Annotated in this window: 20 protein-coding genes and 1 other RNA gene; 18 read left to right on the top strand and 3 right to left on the bottom strand. The window is 54.1% G+C overall.

Translation table 11 applies throughout. The features are described from left to right. Nucleotides 1-98: 98 nt before the first annotated feature. From EUU23_RS04905 to EUU23_RS04885, 5 genes are read left to right on the top strand one after another with little or no spacing between them, the layout of a single operon-like run. The gene (locus EUU23_RS04905) at nucleotides 99-1,445 is read left to right on the top strand and encodes a glutamine synthetase family protein (RefSeq protein ID WP_160352956.1); all 1,347 of its coding nucleotides are present in this window, start codon (nucleotides 99-101) and stop codon (nucleotides 1,443-1,445) included. Between the two features lie 4 nt (nucleotides 1,446-1,449). Next, nucleotides 1,450-1,818 (top strand): cupin domain-containing protein, encoded by a 369-nt coding sequence (locus tag EUU23_RS14125; RefSeq protein ID WP_160352955.1) that lies wholly within the window; start codon nucleotides 1,450-1,452, stop codon nucleotides 1,816-1,818. 15 nt (nucleotides 1,819-1,833) lie between these two features. Further along, nucleotides 1,834-3,060 (top strand): NAD(P)/FAD-dependent oxidoreductase, encoded by a 1,227-nt coding sequence (locus tag EUU23_RS04895; RefSeq protein ID WP_160352954.1) that lies wholly within the window; start codon nucleotides 1,834-1,836, stop codon nucleotides 3,058-3,060. Next, nucleotides 3,057-4,400, top strand: coding sequence for an aspartate aminotransferase family protein (locus EUU23_RS04890; RefSeq protein ID WP_343032679.1), 1,344 nt, complete (start codon nucleotides 3,057-3,059; stop codon nucleotides 4,398-4,400). Before EUU23_RS04895 ends, EUU23_RS04890 begins: the two co-directional genes overlap by 4 nt. Further along, entirely contained in the window at nucleotides 4,400-5,806 is a 1,407-nt protein-coding gene (locus EUU23_RS04885; protein ID WP_343032678.1) for a glutamine synthetase family protein, read from the top strand. Before EUU23_RS04890 ends, EUU23_RS04885 begins: the two co-directional genes overlap by 1 nt. Before the next feature lie 2 nt (nucleotides 5,807-5,808). On the opposite strand, the gene EUU23_RS04880 is transcribed toward EUU23_RS04885, so the two are convergent. Further along, nucleotides 5,809-6,159, bottom strand: a complete 351-nt coding sequence (locus EUU23_RS04880; protein ID WP_246156100.1) for a PilZ domain-containing protein — start codon at nucleotides 6,157-6,159, stop codon at nucleotides 5,809-5,811. Between the two features lie 136 nt (nucleotides 6,160-6,295). Here EUU23_RS04880 and ffs point away from each other — a divergent pair. From ffs to EUU23_RS04855, 5 genes are all read left to right on the top strand, one after another. Further along, nucleotides 6,296-6,390, top strand: an RNA gene (gene ffs / locus EUU23_RS04875) — signal recognition particle sRNA small type. 150 nt (nucleotides 6,391-6,540) lie between these two features. Next, on the top strand, nucleotides 6,541-8,184 hold the full coding sequence (locus EUU23_RS04870) for a DNA polymerase III subunit gamma/tau (protein WP_246156289.1): 1,644 nt from the start codon (nucleotides 6,541-6,543) through the stop codon (nucleotides 8,182-8,184). Continuing rightward, nucleotides 8,181-8,516 (top strand): YbaB/EbfC family nucleoid-associated protein, encoded by a 336-nt coding sequence (locus EUU23_RS04865; protein WP_160352952.1) that lies wholly within the window; start codon nucleotides 8,181-8,183, stop codon nucleotides 8,514-8,516. Before EUU23_RS04870 ends, EUU23_RS04865 begins: the two co-directional genes overlap by 4 nt. A 154-nt stretch (nucleotides 8,517-8,670) precedes the next feature. Continuing rightward, on the top strand, nucleotides 8,671-11,070 hold the full coding sequence (gene lon / locus EUU23_RS04860) for an endopeptidase La (RefSeq protein ID WP_160352951.1): 2,400 nt from the start codon (nucleotides 8,671-8,673) through the stop codon (nucleotides 11,068-11,070). 192 nt (nucleotides 11,071-11,262) lie between these two features. Beyond that, on the top strand, nucleotides 11,263-11,535 hold the full coding sequence (locus EUU23_RS04855) for an HU family DNA-binding protein (RefSeq protein WP_160352950.1): 273 nt from the start codon (nucleotides 11,263-11,265) through the stop codon (nucleotides 11,533-11,535). Between the two features lie 127 nt (nucleotides 11,536-11,662). Here the strand turns inward: EUU23_RS04855 and EUU23_RS04850 are convergent, their stop codons facing one another. Both EUU23_RS04850 and EUU23_RS04845 read right to left on the bottom strand, forming a co-directional pair. Then, a complete protein-coding gene (locus EUU23_RS04850; protein ID WP_160352949.1) occupies nucleotides 11,663-11,911 on the bottom strand; it encodes a hypothetical protein in 249 nt (82 codons plus the stop codon). Between the two features lie 178 nt (nucleotides 11,912-12,089). Beyond that, on the bottom strand, nucleotides 12,090-12,494 hold the full coding sequence (locus EUU23_RS04845) for a hypothetical protein (RefSeq protein WP_160352948.1): 405 nt from the start codon (nucleotides 12,492-12,494) through the stop codon (nucleotides 12,090-12,092). Nucleotides 12,495-12,701: 207 nt separating this feature from the next. On the opposite strand from EUU23_RS04845, the gene rpsB reads away from it, so the two are divergent. The 8 genes from rpsB to rseP all read left to right on the top strand — a co-directional run bounded on the left by rpsB (nucleotide 12,702) and on the right by rseP (nucleotide 20,116). After that, nucleotides 12,702-13,565 carry a 30S ribosomal protein S2 gene (gene rpsB, locus EUU23_RS04840; RefSeq protein WP_160352947.1) on the top strand — a complete coding sequence of 288 codons (864 nt, stop codon included), beginning with the start codon at nucleotides 12,702-12,704 and terminating at the stop codon, nucleotides 13,563-13,565. Nucleotides 13,566-13,721: 156 nt separating this feature from the next. After that, a complete protein-coding gene (gene tsf / locus EUU23_RS04835; RefSeq protein WP_160352946.1) occupies nucleotides 13,722-14,648 on the top strand; it encodes a translation elongation factor Ts in 927 nt (308 codons plus the stop codon). 378 nt (nucleotides 14,649-15,026) lie between these two features. Further along, complete coding sequence (gene pyrH / locus EUU23_RS04830; RefSeq protein ID WP_160352945.1) at nucleotides 15,027-15,752, top strand: UMP kinase; 726 nt, start codon at nucleotides 15,027-15,029, stop codon at nucleotides 15,750-15,752. A gap of 3 nt (nucleotides 15,753-15,755) precedes the next feature. Beyond that, nucleotides 15,756-16,313 carry a ribosome recycling factor gene (gene frr, locus EUU23_RS04825; RefSeq protein WP_160352944.1) on the top strand — a complete coding sequence of 186 codons (558 nt, stop codon included), beginning with the start codon at nucleotides 15,756-15,758 and terminating at the stop codon, nucleotides 16,311-16,313. Nucleotides 16,314-16,484: 171 nt separating this feature from the next. After that, nucleotides 16,485-17,153, top strand: coding sequence for a polyprenyl diphosphate synthase (gene uppS / locus EUU23_RS04820; RefSeq protein ID WP_160353543.1), 669 nt, complete (start codon nucleotides 16,485-16,487; stop codon nucleotides 17,151-17,153). Then, nucleotides 17,150-17,842 carry a phosphatidate cytidylyltransferase gene (locus EUU23_RS04815; RefSeq protein WP_160352943.1) on the top strand — a complete coding sequence of 231 codons (693 nt, stop codon included), beginning with the start codon at nucleotides 17,150-17,152 and terminating at the stop codon, nucleotides 17,840-17,842. The genes uppS and EUU23_RS04815 overlap by 4 nt, the downstream gene beginning before the upstream one ends. After that, entirely contained in the window at nucleotides 17,842-19,005 is a 1,164-nt protein-coding gene (locus EUU23_RS04810; RefSeq protein ID WP_160352942.1) for a 1-deoxy-D-xylulose-5-phosphate reductoisomerase, read from the top strand. Before EUU23_RS04815 ends, EUU23_RS04810 begins: the two co-directional genes overlap by 1 nt. Next, entirely contained in the window at nucleotides 18,995-20,116 is a 1,122-nt protein-coding gene (gene rseP / locus EUU23_RS04805) for an RIP metalloprotease RseP (protein WP_160352941.1), read from the top strand. The genes EUU23_RS04810 and rseP overlap by 11 nt, the downstream gene beginning before the upstream one ends. Nucleotides 20,117-20,235: the final 119 nt, after the last annotated feature.

The raw sequence follows: 20,235 nt of genomic DNA, 5'->3' as shown, positions 1-20,235 counted from the left end.
GTTAGTTTTTCAGGTTCTTCGCAAAATTTCGCATGCCGGGCTTGACCTTTCAAGCCTGGCATGTCCTTATCCAGCTTACAGAAAGCTGGTGAAAAACAATGTCTGTCAATCTTGCGAGTTGGATCGCAGAGCATAAAATCGACGAAGTCGAGTGCATCGTTCCTGACATAAATGGTGTTCAACGCGGCAAGGTATTGCCTGCCAAAAAATTCCTGTCGTCTGTTCGCGATAAATCGCTGCGAATTCCCGGCAGCGTGTTTATCTGCACCATCGATGGCCACTATCCTGAAGATATCGAGGATGTTTGGGACAAGGATCCCGACAAGATATTGATTGCCGACCCGGACACGATTTGCGTCGCCCCCGGCTTCAAATCGCCTACCGCCTTTGTCATTGCCGATGCCTTTAATGGCGATGGGACCGAGGTTGACTTGGCCCCACGAACAATCTTGAAGAAGGTGCTTGGCCTTTATGCGGCCAAAGGCTGGAAACCGATCATCGCGCCCGAGGTCGAGTTCTATCTTGTGTCGCAAAACACCGATCCCGATTTCCCGCTCGTCCCGCCCACAGGTTCAAGCGGCCGCGCGGAAACCGCAAGCCAGCCTTACGGGCTGGAGGCGATGAATGAATATGAAGATATTATCGACCATATTTACGACAATTGTGAACTGATGGGTCTGGATATCGATACGATGATCCACGAAATGGGCGCCGCCCAGTTGGAAGTGAACTTCATCCACGGCGACCCGCTCAAACTCGCCGATCAGGTCTTCCTGTTCAAACGGGTCGTGCGCGCCGTTGCCAAGCAGCATGGAGTTTATGCGACATTCATGGCCAACCCGATGGCCGGACAACCGGGCAGCGCGATGCACATTCACCAATCGGTGGTCGATGCAGGAACGGGCAAGAATCTTTTTTCGAACGCCAATGGCAAGGATAGCGCGATGTTCCGCAGCTATATTGCGGGACTTGTGAAATTCATGCCGCAGATTTCGCCATTATGGGCCCCCAACGTCAACAGCTTCCGGCGGATGCGTCCTGACAGCGCCGCACCGATCAATGTCCAATGGGGCGAAGATAACCGCAGTTGTGGCTTTCGCGTTCCGATTTCGGACAAGGCCAACCGCCGTGTTGAAAATCGGCTGCCGGGTGCGGATTCCAACCCTTATCTGGCGATGGCAGCGTCGCTCGTCTGCGGCTATATCGGTATGGTCGAGCGCATGGTGCCAGCCAAAGCCATTACCGGCAGCGCCTATAACCGCGCGCGCACATTGCCGCGCACCCTGGAGGCGGCGCTTGACCGATTTTCGGCCTGCAAGCCGGTTCGAAATTTGCTCGGCGAAGATTTCTTCGAGATTTTCTATGCGGTCAAAGATTATGAGCTGTTCAACTACCAATCAGTTGTGAGTAGCTGGGAACGCGAGCATTTGTTGTTGCGGGTATAGTCCGGTGACGGCGCGTCGCATCCAAATCGAAACAGCGCACGCAGAGGATTTTGCGCCTGCATCGGACAGGGTAGTTCGCGGAAGTCCACGCGGCGAAACCCGTAACGCTTATGAATCTGCCGATGGACGTAAATATTTCGGCGAATGGAGCTGCGGGGAGGGGGCCTGGCGTGTGTCCTATTCGGAATGGGAATATTGCCGCATATTGGAAGGCCAAGTGCGATTGACCGGCGATGACGGCACTGTTGTCGAAGCAGGTCCGGATGGTAATTTGGTCATCGAACCCGGCTTCGAAGGCATGTGGGAAAATCTGACCCCGGTCCGAAAACTCTATGTCATCGATCTCGCTTCACCCGCAGTGGGCACGGACTAGGTCCGCCATTCTTTGATGACTGACGCTCTTAACAACAGCTATTATCGTGCCACCGCCAATGCGTGGGAGGCGCAGCCCGCCTTCATAGGCGAGGGGGATTATGACGTTGCGGTCATTGGAGGTGGATATACAGGGCTATCAGCCGCACTTGCCTGCGCGGAAAAGGGGCTGAAGGTTACTCTGCTAGAAGCCAAGACTATCGGCTACGGCGCATCGGGGCGGAATGGCGGGCAACTGATCCCCGGCCTGCGCTGGTCGATGCGAGAGCTGGATGAAGAATTCGGACGCGAACGGGCGCAGGCGATTTTCGATTTGGCCTATGGTGCGGTTGATCTGGTGAAAAGTCGGATCGCCCGACATGATATTCAATGTGACTTGAAGAGCGGACATCTGGAGGCCGCCTACAAGCCCGCCCATTTTGATGCGATGCAGCGCGATGCCGAATATCTGGAAAAGCAATTTGGCTGGGAAAGCGAAATTGTGCAGCCGAAGGATATGGGGCAGCATATCAATGGCGACGGATATCATGGCGGCATTTACGATTCCCGGGGTGGGCATTTTCATCCGTTGAATTATGCCTTGGGGCTTGCGACGGCAGCTCGAACGGCTGGTGTGACCCTTTTTGAGAATAGTTTTGTGCGGCCGGAAGACGTGAATGCCCGCAATGTGATTTTGGCGACCGACAGTTGGATTCACGACCTCGACGACAGGCTTGGCCGATACACGATCCCGATCATGAATTATAATATTGCTACCGCCCCCTTGCCGGATGCCGCGGAATTGCTTCCCAGCGATGCGGCGGTGGCGGACAGTCGCTTTGTGCTCAACTATTTCCGTCTGTCCGCCGACAAACGCCTCATCTTTGGCGGAGGCGAGAAATATGTGCAGACGCCGCCGTCTGATATCGCCGGCTTTGTCCGCAAGCATATTGTCGAGGTGTTTCCCTCGCTTGCCAACACGCCCATCGATTATGCGTGGGGTGGGGCAGTGGGCGTTACGATGAACCGTCTCCCGCATATGGGCCGCGAGGGCAATGTATTTTTCGCCCACGGCTTTTCCGGCCATGGGGCCTTGGTTACAACGCTGGCGGGTGAGTTGTTGGCGGAGGCAGTGACAGGGACAATGGAGCGATTTGATGTCTTTGCCAATCTACCGCACCGGCCCTTTCCCGGCGGCAAATGGCTTGCCCGGCCAATCGCGACCCTGGGTCTGCTTTATTATGCCTTGCGAGACCGGCTGTGATTGATCCGAACATATTATCCGCACTGCGCGCACGGGAAGTCGCCCGTTTCATCGCGGCCAACCCGAAGTCCAAAAGCTGCTTCGATAACTCCAATGGCTGGTTCCAGCATGTGCCGTTCCACTGGATGCTGGACTGGCCAAGCCCCTTTCCGATCGTCGCGGCCAGCGCACAAGGCGCCACCCTAACCGGCCTAGACGGACAGATATTCGACGATTTTTGCCTTGGCGACACCGCCAGCATGTTTGGCCATTCCCCGTCGGCACTTGCCGTTGCGTTGGCCGAGCAAGCAGGGCATGGGCTAAGCTATATGCTGCCTACGACCAAGGGGGCGGAATTGGGCGATATGTTGGCCGGGATGTTCGGCTTGCCCAATTGGCAGGTGACTACAACCGCCAGCGAGGCAAACCGTGCAGTCATTCGCTGGTGCCGCGGTTTAACGGGACGTAGCAAAATCCTTATTTTCAATGGCTGTTATCATGGCGCGGTCGATGATGTGTTTGTCGATTTGCGAGATGGTGTTGCGGCCAACAGGCCGAGCCTGATCGGGCAGGTGCAGGATTTGCTGCCGACCACGGTCGCTATCGAGTTCAATGATGTGGCGGCGCTGGAAAGCGCGTTGCGGGGCGGCGATATTGCGTGCGTACTGGCGGAACCGGTAATGACCAATATCGGCATGGTCCGGGACGCGCCGGGCTATTTGGAAACACTGCGCCGCTTGTGCAGCGAAACCGGGACATTGCTGGTTTTTGACGAGACGCACACAATCTCGTCCGGCTTTGGCGGGCATAGCAACAGATATGGGCCGATGCCGGATGTCATGGTCATAGGCAAGTCCATCGGCGGAGGTGTACCCTGCGCGGTCTATGGCTTTTCCGCAGAAATTTCGGTCCGAATGGAGGCACTGAACAAGGCGCGTCCTGCGGGACATAGCGGCATCGGGACGACCCTGTCGGCCAATGCGCTGGCGATTACAGCGATGCATGCCATGCTGGGGCAGGTCATCACACGGGAAGCGTATGATCATATGCTGGCCATGGCGGACAGTCTGGTTTTGGGGCTCAACAAGGTCATAGAGACTCATCGGTTGCCGTGGCATGTCAGCCATGTGGGTGCGCGCGTCGAATTTGTCTGCGCCCCGCGTCCACCCGCTAACGGCACCGAAGCGCGGGCGGCAATGGATCATTCCCTTGAAAGCATGGTCCACCTGTACCTTACCAATCGCGGCATATTGCTCGCGCCGTTCCACAATATGATGCTGCTCAGCCCCGTGACGCAGGAGGCGCAGATTGATCGCCTCTTGCAAGCGCTTGATTCCTGTGTAGGCGAGCTTTTGGAGTAATGAATATGATTAGACGCGCCAAATCATCTGCAACCATCGCGCCACGCAGCGAGGCCGAGGCTTTTTTTGCCGCCAATCCGGATATCGATTCTGTCGAAATGATCTACACCGATTTCGGCGGCGTCCCGCGCGGTAAGCGTTTGCGGCAACATGAGGTGTTGTCGGTGTATGAAATCGGCCGTTTCTTTCCGGGTTCGATTACGGTGGTTGATATCACCGGTCAGGATACTGTTGAAACCGGCCTTGTCTGGGAAGATGGAGATGCTGACCGGTCAATGAAGCCGATTCCGGGCACTTTGGTCAAAACGCCTTGGGCGGGCGATAATGCCGCACAATTCATGGTCGATTTCTATGAGCTGGATGGCCAGCCCCACGATCTGGACCCCCGTCATGTGCTTGGTCTTGTCGTCGACCGTTTTGCCGAAATGGGCCTGACTCCTGCGTTAGCGGTGGAACTCGAATTTTACCTGCTTGACCCTAAAAGGGCGAGGGATGGCTCGGTGCGTCCGGCGCGTCCGGAATATAGCGGCACGACGCCACAAATGGTGGAGGTTTATGGCTTGCGCGAGCTGGACGATTTTCGGCCATTTTTCGACGAGCTTTACGAAGCCTGCGATATTCAGGGCATTCCGCTCGAATCCGCCATTTCGGAATTTGCGCCTGGACAGTGCGAGTTGACGTTGCGCTACAAACCCGACGTTCTGCGCGCGTGCGATGATGCCATCATGTACAAGCGCGTCGTCAAGGCGGTGGCGCAGGCGCATGGATTGGAGGCAACATTCATGGCCAAGCCTTTTGCCGAGCAAGCTGGATCGGGCATGCATATCCATGTGTCGATGAATGATGCCGATGGCAAAAACCTGTTTGCCGATGAAAATCCGGAAGGCACGCCAATGCTGCGCCATGCCATAGGCGGCATGATTTCTTCGATTGGCGACTGTTTTGCGCTTTTTGCGCCGCATGCCAACAGCTATCGCCGGTTCAAGGCCAACAGCTATGCCCCGGTCGCACCGACCTGGGGGGTCAATAATCGTACAGTATCTTTCCGCATTCCGGCAGGACCACCGGCAAGTCGCCATGTCGAACATCGCGCCTGTGGTGCCGATGCAAACCCCTATTTGGCGGTCGCAGGCGTATTGGCGGGCATGCACCATGGCATCGTTAAACAGATTGATCCCGGCTCGGCCGTGGTTGGCAACGGCTATGATCGGGACAGTTCAGGCGACGATAAGCCGCCCAGTAACTGGTTTGCAGCGGTCGACAGGTTCCACGCATCAGGCCTGATGCGGGATTATCTGGGTGAACGCTTTGTCGACATGTTTACTATTGTGAAGCGCGTCGAACAGGATCGCTATTTCGGTCACGTGCCATCAATCGACTATGACTGGTATTTACGGAACGCTTGATTTTATGCCTGCACTGGGAAGCGGGCAAGGACATTTTCCATGACCGCAAGGTTAAGCAATGTGTCAAATTCGCAACCGACCATCGTGCCGTCATTCCACACGATCTTCGCCTGAAGCGCCGAAAGACCGGGCAGGGTCAGCCAGACGCGCGTCCCAGCCGTCATGCCGGTAAGTGCCTCACATGCCACGCCGGAAAGTGATAGATCTTTGACCACAACGGAAAAAGACGGTGAGCCCGATGGCCGCATTTGCGCGGGAATATGCAGCTTTACGCGTGGCGCACAGCGATCTTCCTGCGCGGCGTCTTCATACCGCATATAAGTTCGTTCCAAATTTTGCGAGATGATCATCATCGATACTCCCAACATGAATAAGATGGGATAACTTATCTAAATGAATGATTTATGTCATCTTAGGGTAAAGGGCCTGTTTACCAAATACCCAATTATGCAGCGCTTGCTTTTTGGCGCGTCTCTCTCCATATGCGCGGCGGGAGTCGGATGGACGTGGCACTCGCCAACCTGGTCAGATCCTGACGGAAGCAGCCACAACGAATTCGCTGCGGGTCATTCGGCTCCTAATTTATTTCTGCTGCGGGCTCATGCGGCAAGAAAACATCTTCGACATTGGTATTGACGCGGCCTAACATGGTAACGATGGACGATTCACCTGAAATAATAAGCGCCGAGCGCGACCCGGATATGCCGGATGATGCGCTGGGACTTGGTCTGGATATGCCGCAGCAGGCAAAGCCGGTCGCCGCAGGCGGAGCGGCATATCGCGTATTGGCGCGTAAATATCGTCCCCAAACTTTTGCCGAATTGATCGGGCAGGGCGCAATGGTGCAGACGCTCGGTAATGCGATTAAGCGCGACCGTCTGGCTCATGCTTTCTTGATGACGGGTGTTCGCGGGGTCGGTAAAACCTCCACAGCACGGCTGATTGCCAAGGCGTTAAACTGTATCGGGCCAGACGGGCAGGGCGGCCCGACCATCGATCCTTGCGGTCTATGCGAACCGTGCGTCGCCATTGCCGAGGGGCGGCATATTGATGTCATCGAAATGGATGCCGCAAGCCATACAGGCGTTGATGATGTGCGCGAAATTATTGAGGCTGTCCGCTATTCTGCGGTGTCTGCTCGATATAAAATCTACATTATCGATGAAGTGCATATGCTGTCCAAAAACGCTTTCAACGCATTATTGAAAACTTTGGAAGAACCGCCGGGCCATGTGAAGTTTCTTTTTGCTACAACAGAAGTGAACAAAGTTCCGATCACGGTTCTGTCGCGGTGCCAGCGGTTTGACTTGAAACGGATTTCGACCGAACTTCTGGCTAGGCACTTTGCTGATATCGCAGCCAAAGAGGCGGTTGGTGCAGAAGAGGAAGCTCTGACTTTGGTGGCACAGGCTGCTGAGGGGTCGGTTCGCGATGGCCTGTCTATCCTCGATCAAGCAATAGCCCATGCCGACATGGAAGGCGATGGCACGGTCACGGCTTCACAGGTGCGCGACATGCTGGGCTTATCCGATCGTGGAGCGATTCGGCGCTTGTTCGGCCTGATACTGGCTGGTGACGCGCAGGCGATGCTGGCGGAGGCCAAGAGCCAATATAATCTTGGCGTAGAACCGTTGGCCATGTTTGCCGGGCTATTGTCCGAAGTGCATCGCCTGACGCTTGCCAAGATTGGTGCACCGCGCGACGGTGCGCTTGATGCAGCAGCGGCGACGGTGGTCGATGATTTTGCCGATCAATTGTCTTTTTCCAATCTTCATCGTCTATGGCAATTGTTGTTAAAGGGACAGGAAGAAGTCGGCCGTGCATTGGTTCCGCTTGATGCGGCTGACATGGCGCTGCTGCGCGTTATTCACGCAGCAAGCTTGCCTGACCCCGGTAAGTTGGCAAAAATGATCGCGCAGGGCAGTTTTAATGCAGCGTCACCAACATCGGCGCCGACCGCATTAGACATCCCCCCGCCAACAACTGTCCAGACCCTGATGCCGGCCAATTTCGACGCCTTACTCGAGCGCTTGTCGCGTGAAGGCTATGTCAGTTTGGAAATGACATTGCGTGACGTCGTGCGTTTGGTCGAATATTCTCCGCCGTTGCTCGCCTATCAATTGGCGGGGCCGGTCGTGCCTGATTTTGTGGCGGAGTTGCGCGACGCGTTGGCAAAAATAACTGGAACGCGCTGGGACGTTGAGGAACGCGAGGGCCCGGCACAGCCAAGCCTCTTGGAAAAGGAGCGCGCCCAAGCAGATGCCGACCGCCACGCAATAATGGAATCACCTCTTGTAAAGGCAGCTTTTGCCGCTTTTCCTGAGGCTGAGCTGCTCGACAGCGATACTGAAGAAACCAAATGGAGTAAACGTGCATGAAGAGCATGGAAGAGATGATCAAGGCTGCACAGGAAGCCGCCCAGAACATCCAAAAGCAGATGGAGCAAGCACAGGTTACACTTGATACAATAGAAGTGGAAGGCGTGTCGGGCGGAGGTCTTGTCAAAGTACGAGCAACTGCCAAAGGTCGGATTTTGGGCGTGTCGATCGACGACGGCCTGATCGTTCCCGACGACAAGGGAATGCTCGAAGATCTGATTACCGCCGCTTTTAACGATGCGCGCGAAAAGGCCGACGCTGCGAGCAACGCCGAAATGAGCAAAATGTCGAGTGGATTGCCCTTGCCGGCAGGGTTCAAACTGCCTTTTTAAGAGTGAATAGAGAAAGGCCGGGTGTTGATAGACCCGGCTTTTCCCCAACAAAAGCAGGGTACTTTACGTAATTTCATTGAAAGAGGCGCAAAAGCACACATATTGAGGCACAATAGGGTCGGCACCGTTTCATGGGCCGCCAGTTGGAGTATATATGGAATTGAACCTTCCGCTTTTGCCATTGCGCGATATTGTAGTTTTCCCCGGAATGATTGTGCCGCTTTTTGTAGGTCGCGATAAATCTGTTGTTGCGCTGGAAAGGGCTATGTCAGCCAACAAGGAAATTTTCCTGGTCGCACAGTTAGACCCTGCCGAGGATGATCCTGAAAAAGACGATTTATATGATATCGGTGTAACCGCGACGATCATGCAATTGCTAAAATTGCCGGATGGAACGGTTCGCGTGCTGGTTGAAGGAAAGCAACGCGCGGAATTGCGCGATCTGGTCGATCATGGCAGCGATTATGTAGAGGTCGCTGTAAAACTGATCGATGAGCAGACCATTGAAGGGCCAGAAGCGACCGCCATGATGCGGTCAGTGACCGAGCAGTTTGAAAATTATTCGAAGCTCAACAAAAAAATGCCCGCCGAAACAGCGGTTCAATTGACAGAAATTGCAACACCCGCTGCGCTGGCCGATGCCGTTGCTGCCAATATCCAGCTGAAAGTGTCGGACAAGCAGTCCTTGCTGGTCGAACCCAATCCAATGCGTCGGCTTGAGATGGCCTTTGCCTTTATGGAAGGCGAATTGGGCGTGCTTCAGGTCGAAAAGAAAATCCGCGGGCGGGTTAAGCGCCAAATGGAAAAGACGCAGCGTGAATATTATTTGAATGAGCAGATGAAAGCCATACAACGCGAACTTGGCAATGATGATGGCGAGGGTGGCGACGAAGTTGCCGAACTGCAAACCAAAATCGACACAATGAAACTGTCGAAAGAAGCCAAGGCCAAGGCCAATGCGGAGTTGAAGAAACTGCGCGGCATGGCACCCATGTCTGCTGAAGCCACGGTTGTTCGTAACTATCTGGATACTTTGCTAGGCATACCATGGGGCAAAAAGTCCAAGCTGAAGCGCGATATTGCCAAGGCGCAAGAAGTCCTAGACTCTGATCATTTTGCGCTGGAAAAGGTCAAAGATAGAATAGTCGAATATCTGGCGGTACAGGCGCGGACCAATAAGTTAAAGGGTCCCATTCTTTGTCTGGTCGGCCCCCCGGGGGTCGGCAAAACTTCGCTGGGCAAATCGATTGCCAAGGCTACGGGGCGCGAATTTATTCGCCAGTCGCTGGGCGGTGTACGTGACGAAGCCGAGATACGCGGACATCGGCGGACCTATATTGGTTCCATGCCGGGCAAGGTGGCCGCGAATCTGAAAAAGGCAGGGACGATGAATCCGCTTTTCCTGCTCGATGAGATCGACAAATTGGGTCAGGATTTCCGAGGTGATCCGGCTTCTGCGCTGCTTGAGGTGTTAGATCCTGAGCAGAATAACAAGTTTAACGACCATTATCTCGAAATCGACTTGGATTTGTCAGACGTCATGTTTGTGACCACGGCAAACAGCATGAATTTGCCACAGGCTTTGTTGGACCGGATGGAGATTATCCGTCTTGAAGGCTACACCGAAGATGAAAAGCTGGAAATCGCAAAGCGCCACTTGTTCGAAAAGCAGGTTGAGGCGCATGGTTTGAAGCCGGAGGAATTCTCGGTTTCCGATGATGCGTTACGCGATCTCATCCGCTATTATACGCGCGAGGCGGGCGTTCGGACATTGGAACGGGAAATCGCAAAGCTGGCGCGTAAGGCTCTGCGCCGGATTCTGGAAGGTAAGACGCAAAGCGTTGCGATAACGCCAGAAAATCTCTCTGATTTTTCAGGCGTCCGCAAATATCGCCATGATATGGGTGAGGAAGAAAATCAGATTGGCGCGGTTACCGGACTGGCATGGACCGAAGTGGGCGGCGAATTGCTGACTATTGAAGCGGTTACTGTTCCGGGCAAGGGACAGATCAAAACGACGGGCAAGCTTGGCGAAGTCATGGGGGAATCGATTCAGGCCGCGCTGAGCTATGTGAAGGCGCGTGCGCCCAGCTATGGCATCAAACCTAGCCTGTTTGGCCGGAAAGACGTCCATATTCATTTGCCTGAAGGCGCAGTGCCAAAGGACGGCCCATCTGCTGGTGTTGGAATGGTAACGTGCATCGTTTCCACGCTGACCGGAATTGCGGTACATCGTGATGTGGCGATGACGGGCGAGGTGACTTTACGCGGGCGTGTGTTGCCAATTGGCGGGTTAAAGGAAAAACTGCTCGCCGCCCTTCGTGGAGGTATCAAGACCGTTTTGATCCCTCAGGATAACGAAAAAGATCTTGCTGAGATTCCAGCTAACATCAAGGAAGGATTGGAAATCATTCCGGTTAGCCATGTCGATCAGGTCTTGGCACGCGCATTGGTCTCGCCGTTGATCCCCGTCGAATGGTCAGAAGCTGATGAGTTAGCGGCTGCTCTGCCACCTTCAATGGGTAATGAAAGTAGCACTTCGGTAACGCATTAGCCCGTCAAGATGGGAATGTTTGGTGGATGTAAGTGCAATACGTCGTGTTTTTCACAGAAAATGACGGTTTTATGCCGATATTTCCTTTGACAGCGCGCACATTCTCATCATTATCCCGCCACCGGCCTAAGCCGCGACTCAATTAAACAATAAATGAGTCTCATATATTTTTTTCAGAGGGGGGTTCCCAATATGAACAAACAAGATCTCGTCAATGCAGTTGCGGATGCAAGTGGCTTGACAAAGGCAGATGCGGGTAAAGCTGTTGAAGCTACTTTTGAAGCCATAACCGGAACATTGAAAAAGGGCGGTGAAGTCCGCTTGGTTGGTTTCGGCACTTTTGGTGTAGCAAAGCGTAAGGCATCGACCGGTCGTAATCCACGTACAGGTGAACCAATGACCATTAAAGCGTCGACACAGCCTAAGTTTAAGGCTGGCAAGGCGCTTAAGGACGCAGTGAACTAAAGTTCACTCTCTGTTTTTGGAGAAGAGGGCGGGGCGCAAGCTTTCGCCCTTTTCTTTATGGTGCCGCAGCGCGAGAGCACAAAAAAGCGCCCCAAGGCGCTTCTTTTAAGAACCGAATTATATCCGATCAGGCGGCGAGAAGAAAATCCGATGGTGCGGTGGCTTTGCGTGGAAAGACAATAACCTCGGCAACTGGCTGTGGCTTACGGCCCCTGATTTCACCGAATGTGATACGGCGTTCGACAGCAACCGCCGGGGCAAATTCCATATCGATCACTTCAATAATACGCGGCATTGCATTTGAAAAGGTGAGGGCGATTACGGCTACCGACGCAATAAGGGCGATAGCAAAGAGGAGAGAAGCAATGAAGGTCATGGCACTGGTCCTTTCTATCCCCCATGTCGTCTATAAAGGGGGTTAGCTTGTGGTTTTATGAACGACTTGCACTCTATGTTCTATATATGTTCTTTTATGTCAAGCTCTATTATATCCCGGCAATACTCAGGGATAGGGTGTGGAATGCCTGTGGATAACTTGGCTCGGCGGAAAAAGTTCAATTCGCGCTCTGTTTGGACCGCCGCTCGGCAAACCACTGCTGCAACATTTTTTGTGTACAGCCGGTAAAGCCACCCGATCCATTAACCGAACAGCTGTTGGGACGCAGGTCTGCGGCGAACGAATCGAGCGTATCGACGGCAGAAGACCAGGACCGGTCAGTCACGACTCGTTCCTTCTTTCGTAGCGCGACCGGTATGCGGTACCGTTCGTTTTCCGGCACCGTGGCACAGACGACAATTTCGTCACCTTCAGGTTCGCGGCACTTTTCTTCCCCGATGGCGACCAGAAACGAGATCCGCTCTGGCATTTCCGAAGGTGACGGGACGACTTCGTCTTGCGCGAGGGCATGACTTGAAGACAGGAAAACACTGGCCATTAGAAGGGACTTTAAAACGGCCATCGCGATTCTCCTGAAGGTGGAGTAACCGGAGGTAGCTACGGGTGGTGAACCTCCTATTAATCGGCTTTACCGCTTGACGAATCCTGCATTGCTCTCTAACGGCCCGCTCATTCCACATGGGAAACACACATACCGGTGCGGATCGCTCCCTTTCAGGGCTGTGTGACGTTCTAGTTTCCCAGAGGCTCAACCGGAAGGAGAAGTACCATGGCGGCACCTGTCGTTACCATGCAGCAATTGCTTGAAGCTGGGGCCCATTTCGGCCACCAAACACACCGTTGGAACCCGCGTATGAAGCCGTATATCTTCGGCGCGCGCAACGGCATCCACATTCTTGACCTGTCGCAGTCCGTGCCTTTGTTCGCACGCGCGCTCGACTTCGTTGCCCAGACCGTCGCTTCGGGCGGCAAGGTTCTGTTTGTAGGCACCAAGCGCCAGGCGCAGGGTCCGATCGCGGACGCAGCACGCGCTTCGGGTCAGCATTTCGTCAACCACCGCTGGTTGGGCGGCATGCTCACCAACTGGAAGACCATTTCGAACTCGATCAAAAAACTGAAAACCCTCGAAGAGCAGCTTTCGGGTGACACGCACGGCTTCACCAAGAAGGAAATCCTTCAGATGACCCGCGAACGTGACAAGCTTGAAATGAGCTTGGGTGGTATTCGCGATATGGGTGGCATTCCGGACGTAATGTTTGTGATCGACGCCAACAAGGAAGAACTTGCCATCAAGGAAGCCAACGTTCTCGGCATTCCTGTGATCGCAATCCTCGATTCGAACGTTTCGCCCGACGGCATCGCGTTCCCTGTTCCTGCCAACGACGACGCGGCGCGTGCCATTCGCCTGTATTGCGACGCTATTGCGACGGCATCGAGCAAGGGCAATGTCAGTGCCAAGGTTGCCAAGGGCGTCGATCTTGGTGCCGAAATTGAGCCGGCAGCGGAACCTGCGTTGACCGAAGCTGCTCCGGTAGCAGAAGATGCGCCTGCAACGATGGAAGAAGCCGTCGGAGCGGAAGAGGCGCCGGTTGCTGAAGTCGCTGCGGACGAAACACCTGCCGCAGAAGCGTAACAATATTTTGTCATTCCCGCCCAAGCGGCGATCCATGGCCTGAACTGTCGGTTTAAACGGACAGTGCTGACCATGGACCCCGGCAAAGTGGGGATGACACTGTTTAGAGCAGAGAGGGGCCTGCCTCTCGCCAACCAAATTCGAAAGGACAAATTCATGTCTGCAATTACAGCTTCAGCCGTCAAGGAATTGCGTGAGCTTTCCGGTGCCGGAATGATGGATGCTAAAAAAGCGCTGGAAGAAACCAATGGTGACATGGAAGCCGCGGTCGATCTTTTGCGTGCAAAGGGGCTTGCGACAGCAGCCAAGAAATCAAGCCGGACTGCAGCCGAAGGGCTGGTCGGCGTCGCGGTTGACGGCACCATGGGAACGGCTGTTGAAGTCAATAGCCAGACCGACTTTGTGGCCAAGAACGAACAGTTTCAGGAATTTGTAACGACCGTGACCGGCGTTGCCTTGAAGCTGGCGGCGAATGATGCTGAATCCATTTTGGCCGCGCCTTATGGCAATGGCGAAACGGTTCAGGAAAAACTGACGAACAATATTGCCACCATCGGTGAGAATATGCTGATCCGTCGCGCCAAGTCCTTGTCCGTCAGCAATGGCCGTGTCGTGTCATATGTCCACAACGCAGCAGCGCCCGGCATGGGCGGGATCGGTGTGCTTGTCGCACTGGAAAGCGAAGCTGATGCGGCAACGCTAGATGGTTTGGGCAAGCAGCTTGCCATGCATATCGCGGCAGCCTTTCCGCTGTCACTTGATGAAAGCGGCCTTGATGCTGACACGCTGGAACGGGAGCGGGGTATTGCGCGTGAAAAGGCGTCCGAAAGTGGTAAGCCTGCCGATATCGTCGAAAAGATGGTTGAGGGCGCGGTGAAGAAATTCGCAAAAGAAAACGCGCTGCTCAGCCAGTTGTTCGTCATGGACGGCAAGACCGCGATTGCCGATGTCGTTGCGGCAGCCGGCAAGGAAGCGGGCAAGCAGATCGTGCTGAAGGACTATGTCCGTTTTCAGCTTGGCGAAGGTATCGAAAAGGAAGTATCCGACTTCGCAGCCGAAGTGGCCGCAGCGGTTGGCGCTTAAGGCGAACTGACTCTCCAGAGACAGTTCACGACCTAGGGTCAGGACCTATTAAATACACTTGCGAGGTTTGAGGCCATTTTGCACAGGGCAAGGAAGGAAGCCGCAGGGATATAGATATATCTCAAGGCTTTCTGACGCAACCATGGGCAAAATGGGTCAAATCCTTCGGACGTCAAAATGGCTTTGATCTCGAACCAAAATACGCTTGCCGATAAAATGACTATCGGCGGCGCGCATTTTGCTCCGATATCTTCGCCATTTTGACGCCTCGCAAGTGTATTTAATAGGTCCTGACCCTAGTGCAGTTTATGCACTTGGCGATATGGCGTGCGGCTCCTATAGCTGTGCGCCATAATTGCATCGGGGATTGAGGATTATATGGGCACAACCGGCTATCGCCGTATCCTGCTGAAACTATCTGGCGAAGTGTTGATGGGGGAGCAATCATTCGGCATTGACCCCGATACCGTTGCCCGTGTCGCTGAAGAAGTGAAGGCCGCGAAAGATACCGGCCTGCAACTGTGCCTCGTCATTGGCGGGGGGAATATCTTCCGCGGTATGGCCGGGGCAGCCAAGGGCATGGACCGGGCGCAGGCCGATTATATGGGCATGCTCGCCACCGTCATGAATGCGCTCGCCATGCAGAATGCTCTCGAACAGCTCGGAGTACCTACGCGAGTGCAGTCGGCCATCGAAATGGACAAGGTGTGCGAACCCGTCATTCGCCGACGGGCCGAACGCCATCTTGAAAAGGGCCGGATTGTCATTTTTGCAGCAGGCGTCGGCGCACCCTATTTTACCACCGATAGCGGCGCTGCGCTGCGTGCCGCTGAAATGAAGTGCGATGCTTTGTTCAAGGGAACTTCGGTAGACGGTGTTTATGACGCCGACCCGAAGAAAGTCGCCTCTGCAACGCGCTATGAACGATTGTCCTATGATCGAGTATTGTCGGACAATCTGAAGGTAATGGACGCCAGTGCCGTGGCGCTTTGCAGGGATAATGATATCCCTATCGTGGTATTTTCGATCCGCGAACAAGGCAATATTTTGAAGGTGCTTGATGGTAGCGGCACCTTTACTGTGGTTGAAAGTGAAGGGAATTAAATCATGCCGCAATATGACAAAGCTGATGTCGAACGTCGCATGAAGGGCGCTGTGGATTCGTTCAAAAGCGATCTGAGCGGTTTACGCACCGGTCGTGCCAATGTGACTTTGCTCGATCCGGTTGTGGTCGAAGTCTATGGTTCCAACATGCCGTTGAATCAGGTGGCCACTGTTAGCGCGCCGGAACCGCGTATGTTGTCGGTGCAAGTATGGGATAGATCCAACGTGACGCCAGTTGAAAAGGCGATTCGTTCTGCAGGCTTGGGATTGAACCCGATTACCGATGGACAGATGCTTCGCCTTCCTATTCCCGACCTTACCGAAGAGCGGCGCAAAGAGCTGGCAAAATTGGCCGGGCAATATGCGGAGAAAGCAAAAATCGCCATTCGGAACGTGCGCCGTGATGCTAATGACGGGCTGAAAACTGATGAAAATAAAAAAGAAATCAGCGAAGATGATCGTAAGCGCCTTGAAACCGAAGTGCAGAAAATGACCGACGAGATGATTAAGGCTGTCGATGACGCGGCGGCGCATAAGGAAAAGGAAATCATGAGCCAGTGATTTTGGCGCAAACCGCTTTCCCAAATCCGTTCGTGTCGAGCGCAGTCGAGGCACCTATAGGGCATGCGCGTACCCACAGTGTCGCAACGACGCTCGACACGAACGGGTCCTGGTGATTTTGTGATGGTTGCTGCTCAGCCTGCTACCCGAATTGAATCAGGCACCGGACAGATGCCTCGCCACGTTGCGATCATCATGGATGGTAACGGCCGATGGGCAAAGAAGCGATTGTTACCGCGTGCCATGGGGCATAAAAAGGGGGTCGAGACTGTCCGCAACATCGTGCGCGCAGCAGGCGATCTCGGGCTCGAAGCGTTGAGCCTATACGCATTTTCCAGTGAAAACTGGAAACGGCCCGAGGACGAAATCAGCGATTTGATGGGGCTGATGCGGAGTTTCATCAAATCCGACATTGACGAATTCACTGCCAATGACGTCCGTTTGAAAATAATCGGGAATTATAAGGCACTTGCGCCTGATATTGTAGAAATGCTTGATGAAGCGTTGGACCGGACGGCACATAATAGCCGCACCACATTGGCCGTTGCGCTAAACTATGGCGCACAGGATGAGCTGGTTCGTGCAGCACGGGCAGCCGCAGCGCAGGGGGCGATAACGGCGGAGTCGATTGAGGCAAATCTCGATACTGCCGACATGCCGCCGCTGGATCTTTTAATCCGGACTTCGGGTGAACAGAGGCTGTCCAATTTTATGCTGTGGCAGGCAGCTTATGCCGAATTCTGGTTCACCGACACACTCTGGCCGGATTTCGATAAGGCGGAATTGGCGCGGGCGCTTCATGAATTTGCCGAACGTGAAAGGCGCTTTGGCGGCAGATGAACGACAACAGCGCGCCGTTGGCCAAACCTCGTTCCGATCTTGGTATACGCACGGCATCGGGCGTTGTGATGATGCTCGTGGCTGCCGGTGCCATCTGGCTGGGTGGGCCGATCTTTGCCCTGTTTACGGCCGCCATTACCGTTGGTCTTTTGTTTGAATGGACCAGATTGGTCCTGAAATTATCATCTGGCATAATCGGAAAGCTGGTCTGGATATTCGCCGGCCTTGTGTACATAGGTGTCGCCACTGCATTTCTGGTTTTTTTACGTGAATTTGCCGAGATCTATATATTGTTAGGGATCATAGGGGTGGTCATTGCGACCGATACCGGGGCTTATTTTGCCGGGCGGGCATTTGGTGGTCCAAAAATAGCTCCGGCCATCAGCCCGTCGAAAACATGGTCTGGACTATGTGGCGGTATGGCAATGGCTGCCCTGTTTCTTGGGATTGAGGGCCATTTTACAGAAGGCTTTGCCTTGTGGCAACCGCTGCTGGGTGCAGGGCTGGCCATCGTTGCACAGGCTGGGGATTTTTTTGAAAGCTGGATGAAGCGGCGGGCAGGGGTCAAGGATTCAGGGACACTTATACCCGGTCACGGCGGATTGTTCGACCGGGCGGACGGTTTGGTTGCGGTATTATGTGCCACGGCACTATTGGTGCTTTTCCTGCAAATAACGGGCCAGTGGTGATGCGGCGTATTTCGATTTTCGGCGCGACAGGGTCAGTTGGTCTTTCGACACTCGATCTGGTTCGTCAGCATCGTTCGGCTTTTAAGATTGTGGCCTTGACCGCCAACGGCAATGCGGAAAAGCTCGCCGAACTGGCGCGGGAATTTGACGCCGAAATCGCGGTTGTTGCGCAAGAGAATGCTTATTCAACATTACGGGCCGCTCTGGCAGGCACGCAGATCGAAGCTGCTGCCGGCGCGGCGGCATTGGTTGCGGCGGCAAAGCGCAATGTTGATTGGACGATGGCCTCCATTGTAGGCTGCGCTGGACTTCCTCCCACTATGGCTGCGATTGAACAGGGCAGGACTGTGGCATTGGCGAACAAGGAAGCGTTAGTGTCGGCAGGGGATATAATGATGGCCGCTGTTGCACGATCTGGCGCGACATTATTGCCGGTGGATAGCGAGCATAATGCGATATTCCAATGCCTGAATGGCGCAAAAATCGATCAGGTCCGAAAGATCACACTTACAGCAAGCGGCGGTCCGTTTCGGAATTTTACCCTGGACCAGATGGGCAGCGTCACGCCGAAACAGGCCGTTGCACATCCCAATTGGGATATGGGCGCAAAAATCAGCGTTGATTCGGCAACGATGATGAATAAAGGCTTAGAGTTGATCGAAGCATATCATCTGTTTCCCGTCGGTCTTGATCGGTTGGATATTCTCGTTCATCCGCAGTCAGTCATCCACTCGATGGTTGAATATCGTGATTGTTCGACGCTCGCCCAACTCGGCTCACCCGATATGCGTATTCCAATTGCGAGCGCATTGGCGTGGCCTGAACGTCTTGCAACCAATTGTTTGCCGCTTGATTTGGCCAGCATAGGTCAATTAAGTTTCGAAAAGCCTGACGTAATTCGCTTCCCGTCCTTGCGTCTTGCCCGCTCAGCGATCAGTGAAGGTGGCGCAAAACCTGCAATTTTAAATGCTGCCAACGAAGTGGCGGTTGCCGCGTTTCTGAAAGGTGCGATCGGTTTTCTTGATATTGCCGCACTGGTGGAAATGACATTGAACGGGTATGTGCCCGAAAGTCCTCTATCCTTGGACGATTTGTTCAGCATTGATGCAGACGCACGGCGGTACGCGTTGGAATATATGGAAAAGGTCGCATATGGCAGTTGAATCGCCCAATATCATCATCACCCTGCTTGCGTTTTTGACGTTGATCGGGACCCTTGTTGTGGTCCATGAGCTAGGCCACTATTTCGTCGGTCGCTGGTTTGGGGTAAAAGCCGAGAAATTTTCGATTGGTTTTGGTCCCCAAATCTATGGCCGGACTGATAAGCGTGGCACATTATGGCGCGTTGGCGTGCTACCCTTGGGTGGATATGTGCAGTTTGCGGGCGATATGAACCCGTCCAGTCAAGCTGATGAAAGCTGGAAATCCTTACCGGAGGTGGAGCGAAACCAGACATTCCAATCCAAGCCATTGTGGCAGCGCGCTTTGATTGTTTTTGCGGGGCCTGCGGTTAATTTCATTCTCGCCATCCTTATCGCCATGGGTTTTCTGCTGGCATTTGGAAAATCCGTGACGCCGCCGGTTATCGACATCGTGCAACCCAACAGCCCTGCCGCCGTTGCCGGTTTGATACCGGGAGACCAAATCATCTCGTTCAATGGTCGCGCGATCGAAACATTCGATGAAATGGCGAATGAGATCATTATGATTCCCGGCGAAACGGCGAAGATTGAAATCAAGCGCGGCGACCGGATTATAGTGAAGAACGCGCGCGTCGCAGTTGCTGAAGAAACTGACCGTTTCGGGAATAAATACCGTGTCGGTCGTATTGGCGTTGGCGCTACCGGGATAGAAGTCCGTAAGGTTGGTATCATCGAGGCGCCTTGGGCAGCAATAGTGCAAACCGGAAATGTCCTGAGGCAACAAATGATCGGTTTGGGGCAGATTATTTCCGGTCGACGTCCGCTTACCGAATTGGGTGGTCCGCTGAAAATCGCGAAGGTCTCCGGCGAAGCGATGAGCATGGGCATTTTGACCTTTATAAGCCTTGCGGCGCTGATCTCGATTAACTTGGGGTTCATCAACCTCCTGCCAATTCCCATGCTGGATGGCGGTCATTTGCTGCTCTATGCGATTGAGGCGGTCCGCAAGCGACCGGCGACACCGCTGGTGCAAGAATGGGCATTTCGGGCTGGATTTGCGATGTTGGTAGGCTTCATGATAATGGTGACCTTTAATGATCTTGCCTCCTTTGGCCTATTTGGTGGTGGATAGAGTTCACTGCACACTTGATTGCGGACGCAGCTTGGGGCAGGGACGCAACTTCTCTAGCGGGCCATCGGCTCAATAACCGGTGGGGGCCGGGCATCAGATCGGATGACAATGAATTTCAA

The sequence above is a fragment of the Sphingorhabdus profundilacus genome, from assembly GCF_009769755.1.
GTDB lineage: Bacteria > Pseudomonadota > Alphaproteobacteria > Sphingomonadales > Sphingomonadaceae > Sphingorhabdus_B > Sphingorhabdus_B profundilacus.
This window is presented reverse-complemented; position numbering and strand designations above follow the sequence as displayed.

What these genes read in the sequence shown, in the direction of transcription:
- EUU23_RS04870 (WP_246156289.1), top strand. Translation starts at nt 6,541, where the DNA reads ATGCCGCAGCAGGCAAAGCCGGTCGCCGCAGGCGGAGCGGCATATCGC.
- EUU23_RS04810 (WP_160352942.1), top strand. Translation starts at nt 17,842, where the DNA reads ATGCGGCGTATTTCGATTTTCGGCGCGACAGGGTCAGTTGGTCTTTCG.
- EUU23_RS04855 (WP_160352950.1), top strand. Translation starts at nt 11,263, where the DNA reads ATGAACAAACAAGATCTCGTCAATGCAGTTGCGGATGCAAGTGGCTTG.
- EUU23_RS04850 (WP_160352949.1), bottom strand. Translation starts at nt 11,911, where the DNA reads ATGACCTTCATTGCTTCTCTCCTCTTTGCTATCGCCCTTATTGCGTCG.
- EUU23_RS04815 (WP_160352943.1), top strand. Translation starts at nt 17,150, where the DNA reads ATGAACGACAACAGCGCGCCGTTGGCCAAACCTCGTTCCGATCTTGGT.
- rpsB (WP_160352947.1), top strand. Translation starts at nt 12,702, where the DNA reads ATGGCGGCACCTGTCGTTACCATGCAGCAATTGCTTGAAGCTGGGGCC.
- EUU23_RS04885 (WP_343032678.1), top strand. Translation starts at nt 4,400, where the DNA reads ATGAATATGATTAGACGCGCCAAATCATCTGCAACCATCGCGCCACGC.
- rseP (WP_160352941.1), top strand. Translation starts at nt 18,995, where the DNA reads ATGGCAGTTGAATCGCCCAATATCATCATCACCCTGCTTGCGTTTTTG.
- EUU23_RS04880 (WP_246156100.1), bottom strand. Translation starts at nt 6,159, where the DNA reads ATGATGATCATCTCGCAAAATTTGGAACGAACTTATATGCGGTATGAA.
- EUU23_RS04895 (WP_160352954.1), top strand. Translation starts at nt 1,834, where the DNA reads ATGACTGACGCTCTTAACAACAGCTATTATCGTGCCACCGCCAATGCG.
- pyrH (WP_160352945.1), top strand. Translation starts at nt 15,027, where the DNA reads ATGGGCACAACCGGCTATCGCCGTATCCTGCTGAAACTATCTGGCGAA.
- EUU23_RS04865 (WP_160352952.1), top strand. Translation starts at nt 8,181, where the DNA reads ATGAAGAGCATGGAAGAGATGATCAAGGCTGCACAGGAAGCCGCCCAG.
- uppS (WP_160353543.1), top strand. Translation starts at nt 16,485, where the DNA reads ATGCCTCGCCACGTTGCGATCATCATGGATGGTAACGGCCGATGGGCA.
- EUU23_RS04845 (WP_160352948.1), bottom strand. Translation starts at nt 12,494, where the DNA reads ATGGCCGTTTTAAAGTCCCTTCTAATGGCCAGTGTTTTCCTGTCTTCA.
- tsf (WP_160352946.1), top strand. Translation starts at nt 13,722, where the DNA reads ATGTCTGCAATTACAGCTTCAGCCGTCAAGGAATTGCGTGAGCTTTCC.
- lon (WP_160352951.1), top strand. Translation starts at nt 8,671, where the DNA reads ATGGAATTGAACCTTCCGCTTTTGCCATTGCGCGATATTGTAGTTTTC.
- frr (WP_160352944.1), top strand. Translation starts at nt 15,756, where the DNA reads ATGCCGCAATATGACAAAGCTGATGTCGAACGTCGCATGAAGGGCGCT.
- EUU23_RS04905 (WP_160352956.1), top strand. Translation starts at nt 99, where the DNA reads ATGTCTGTCAATCTTGCGAGTTGGATCGCAGAGCATAAAATCGACGAA.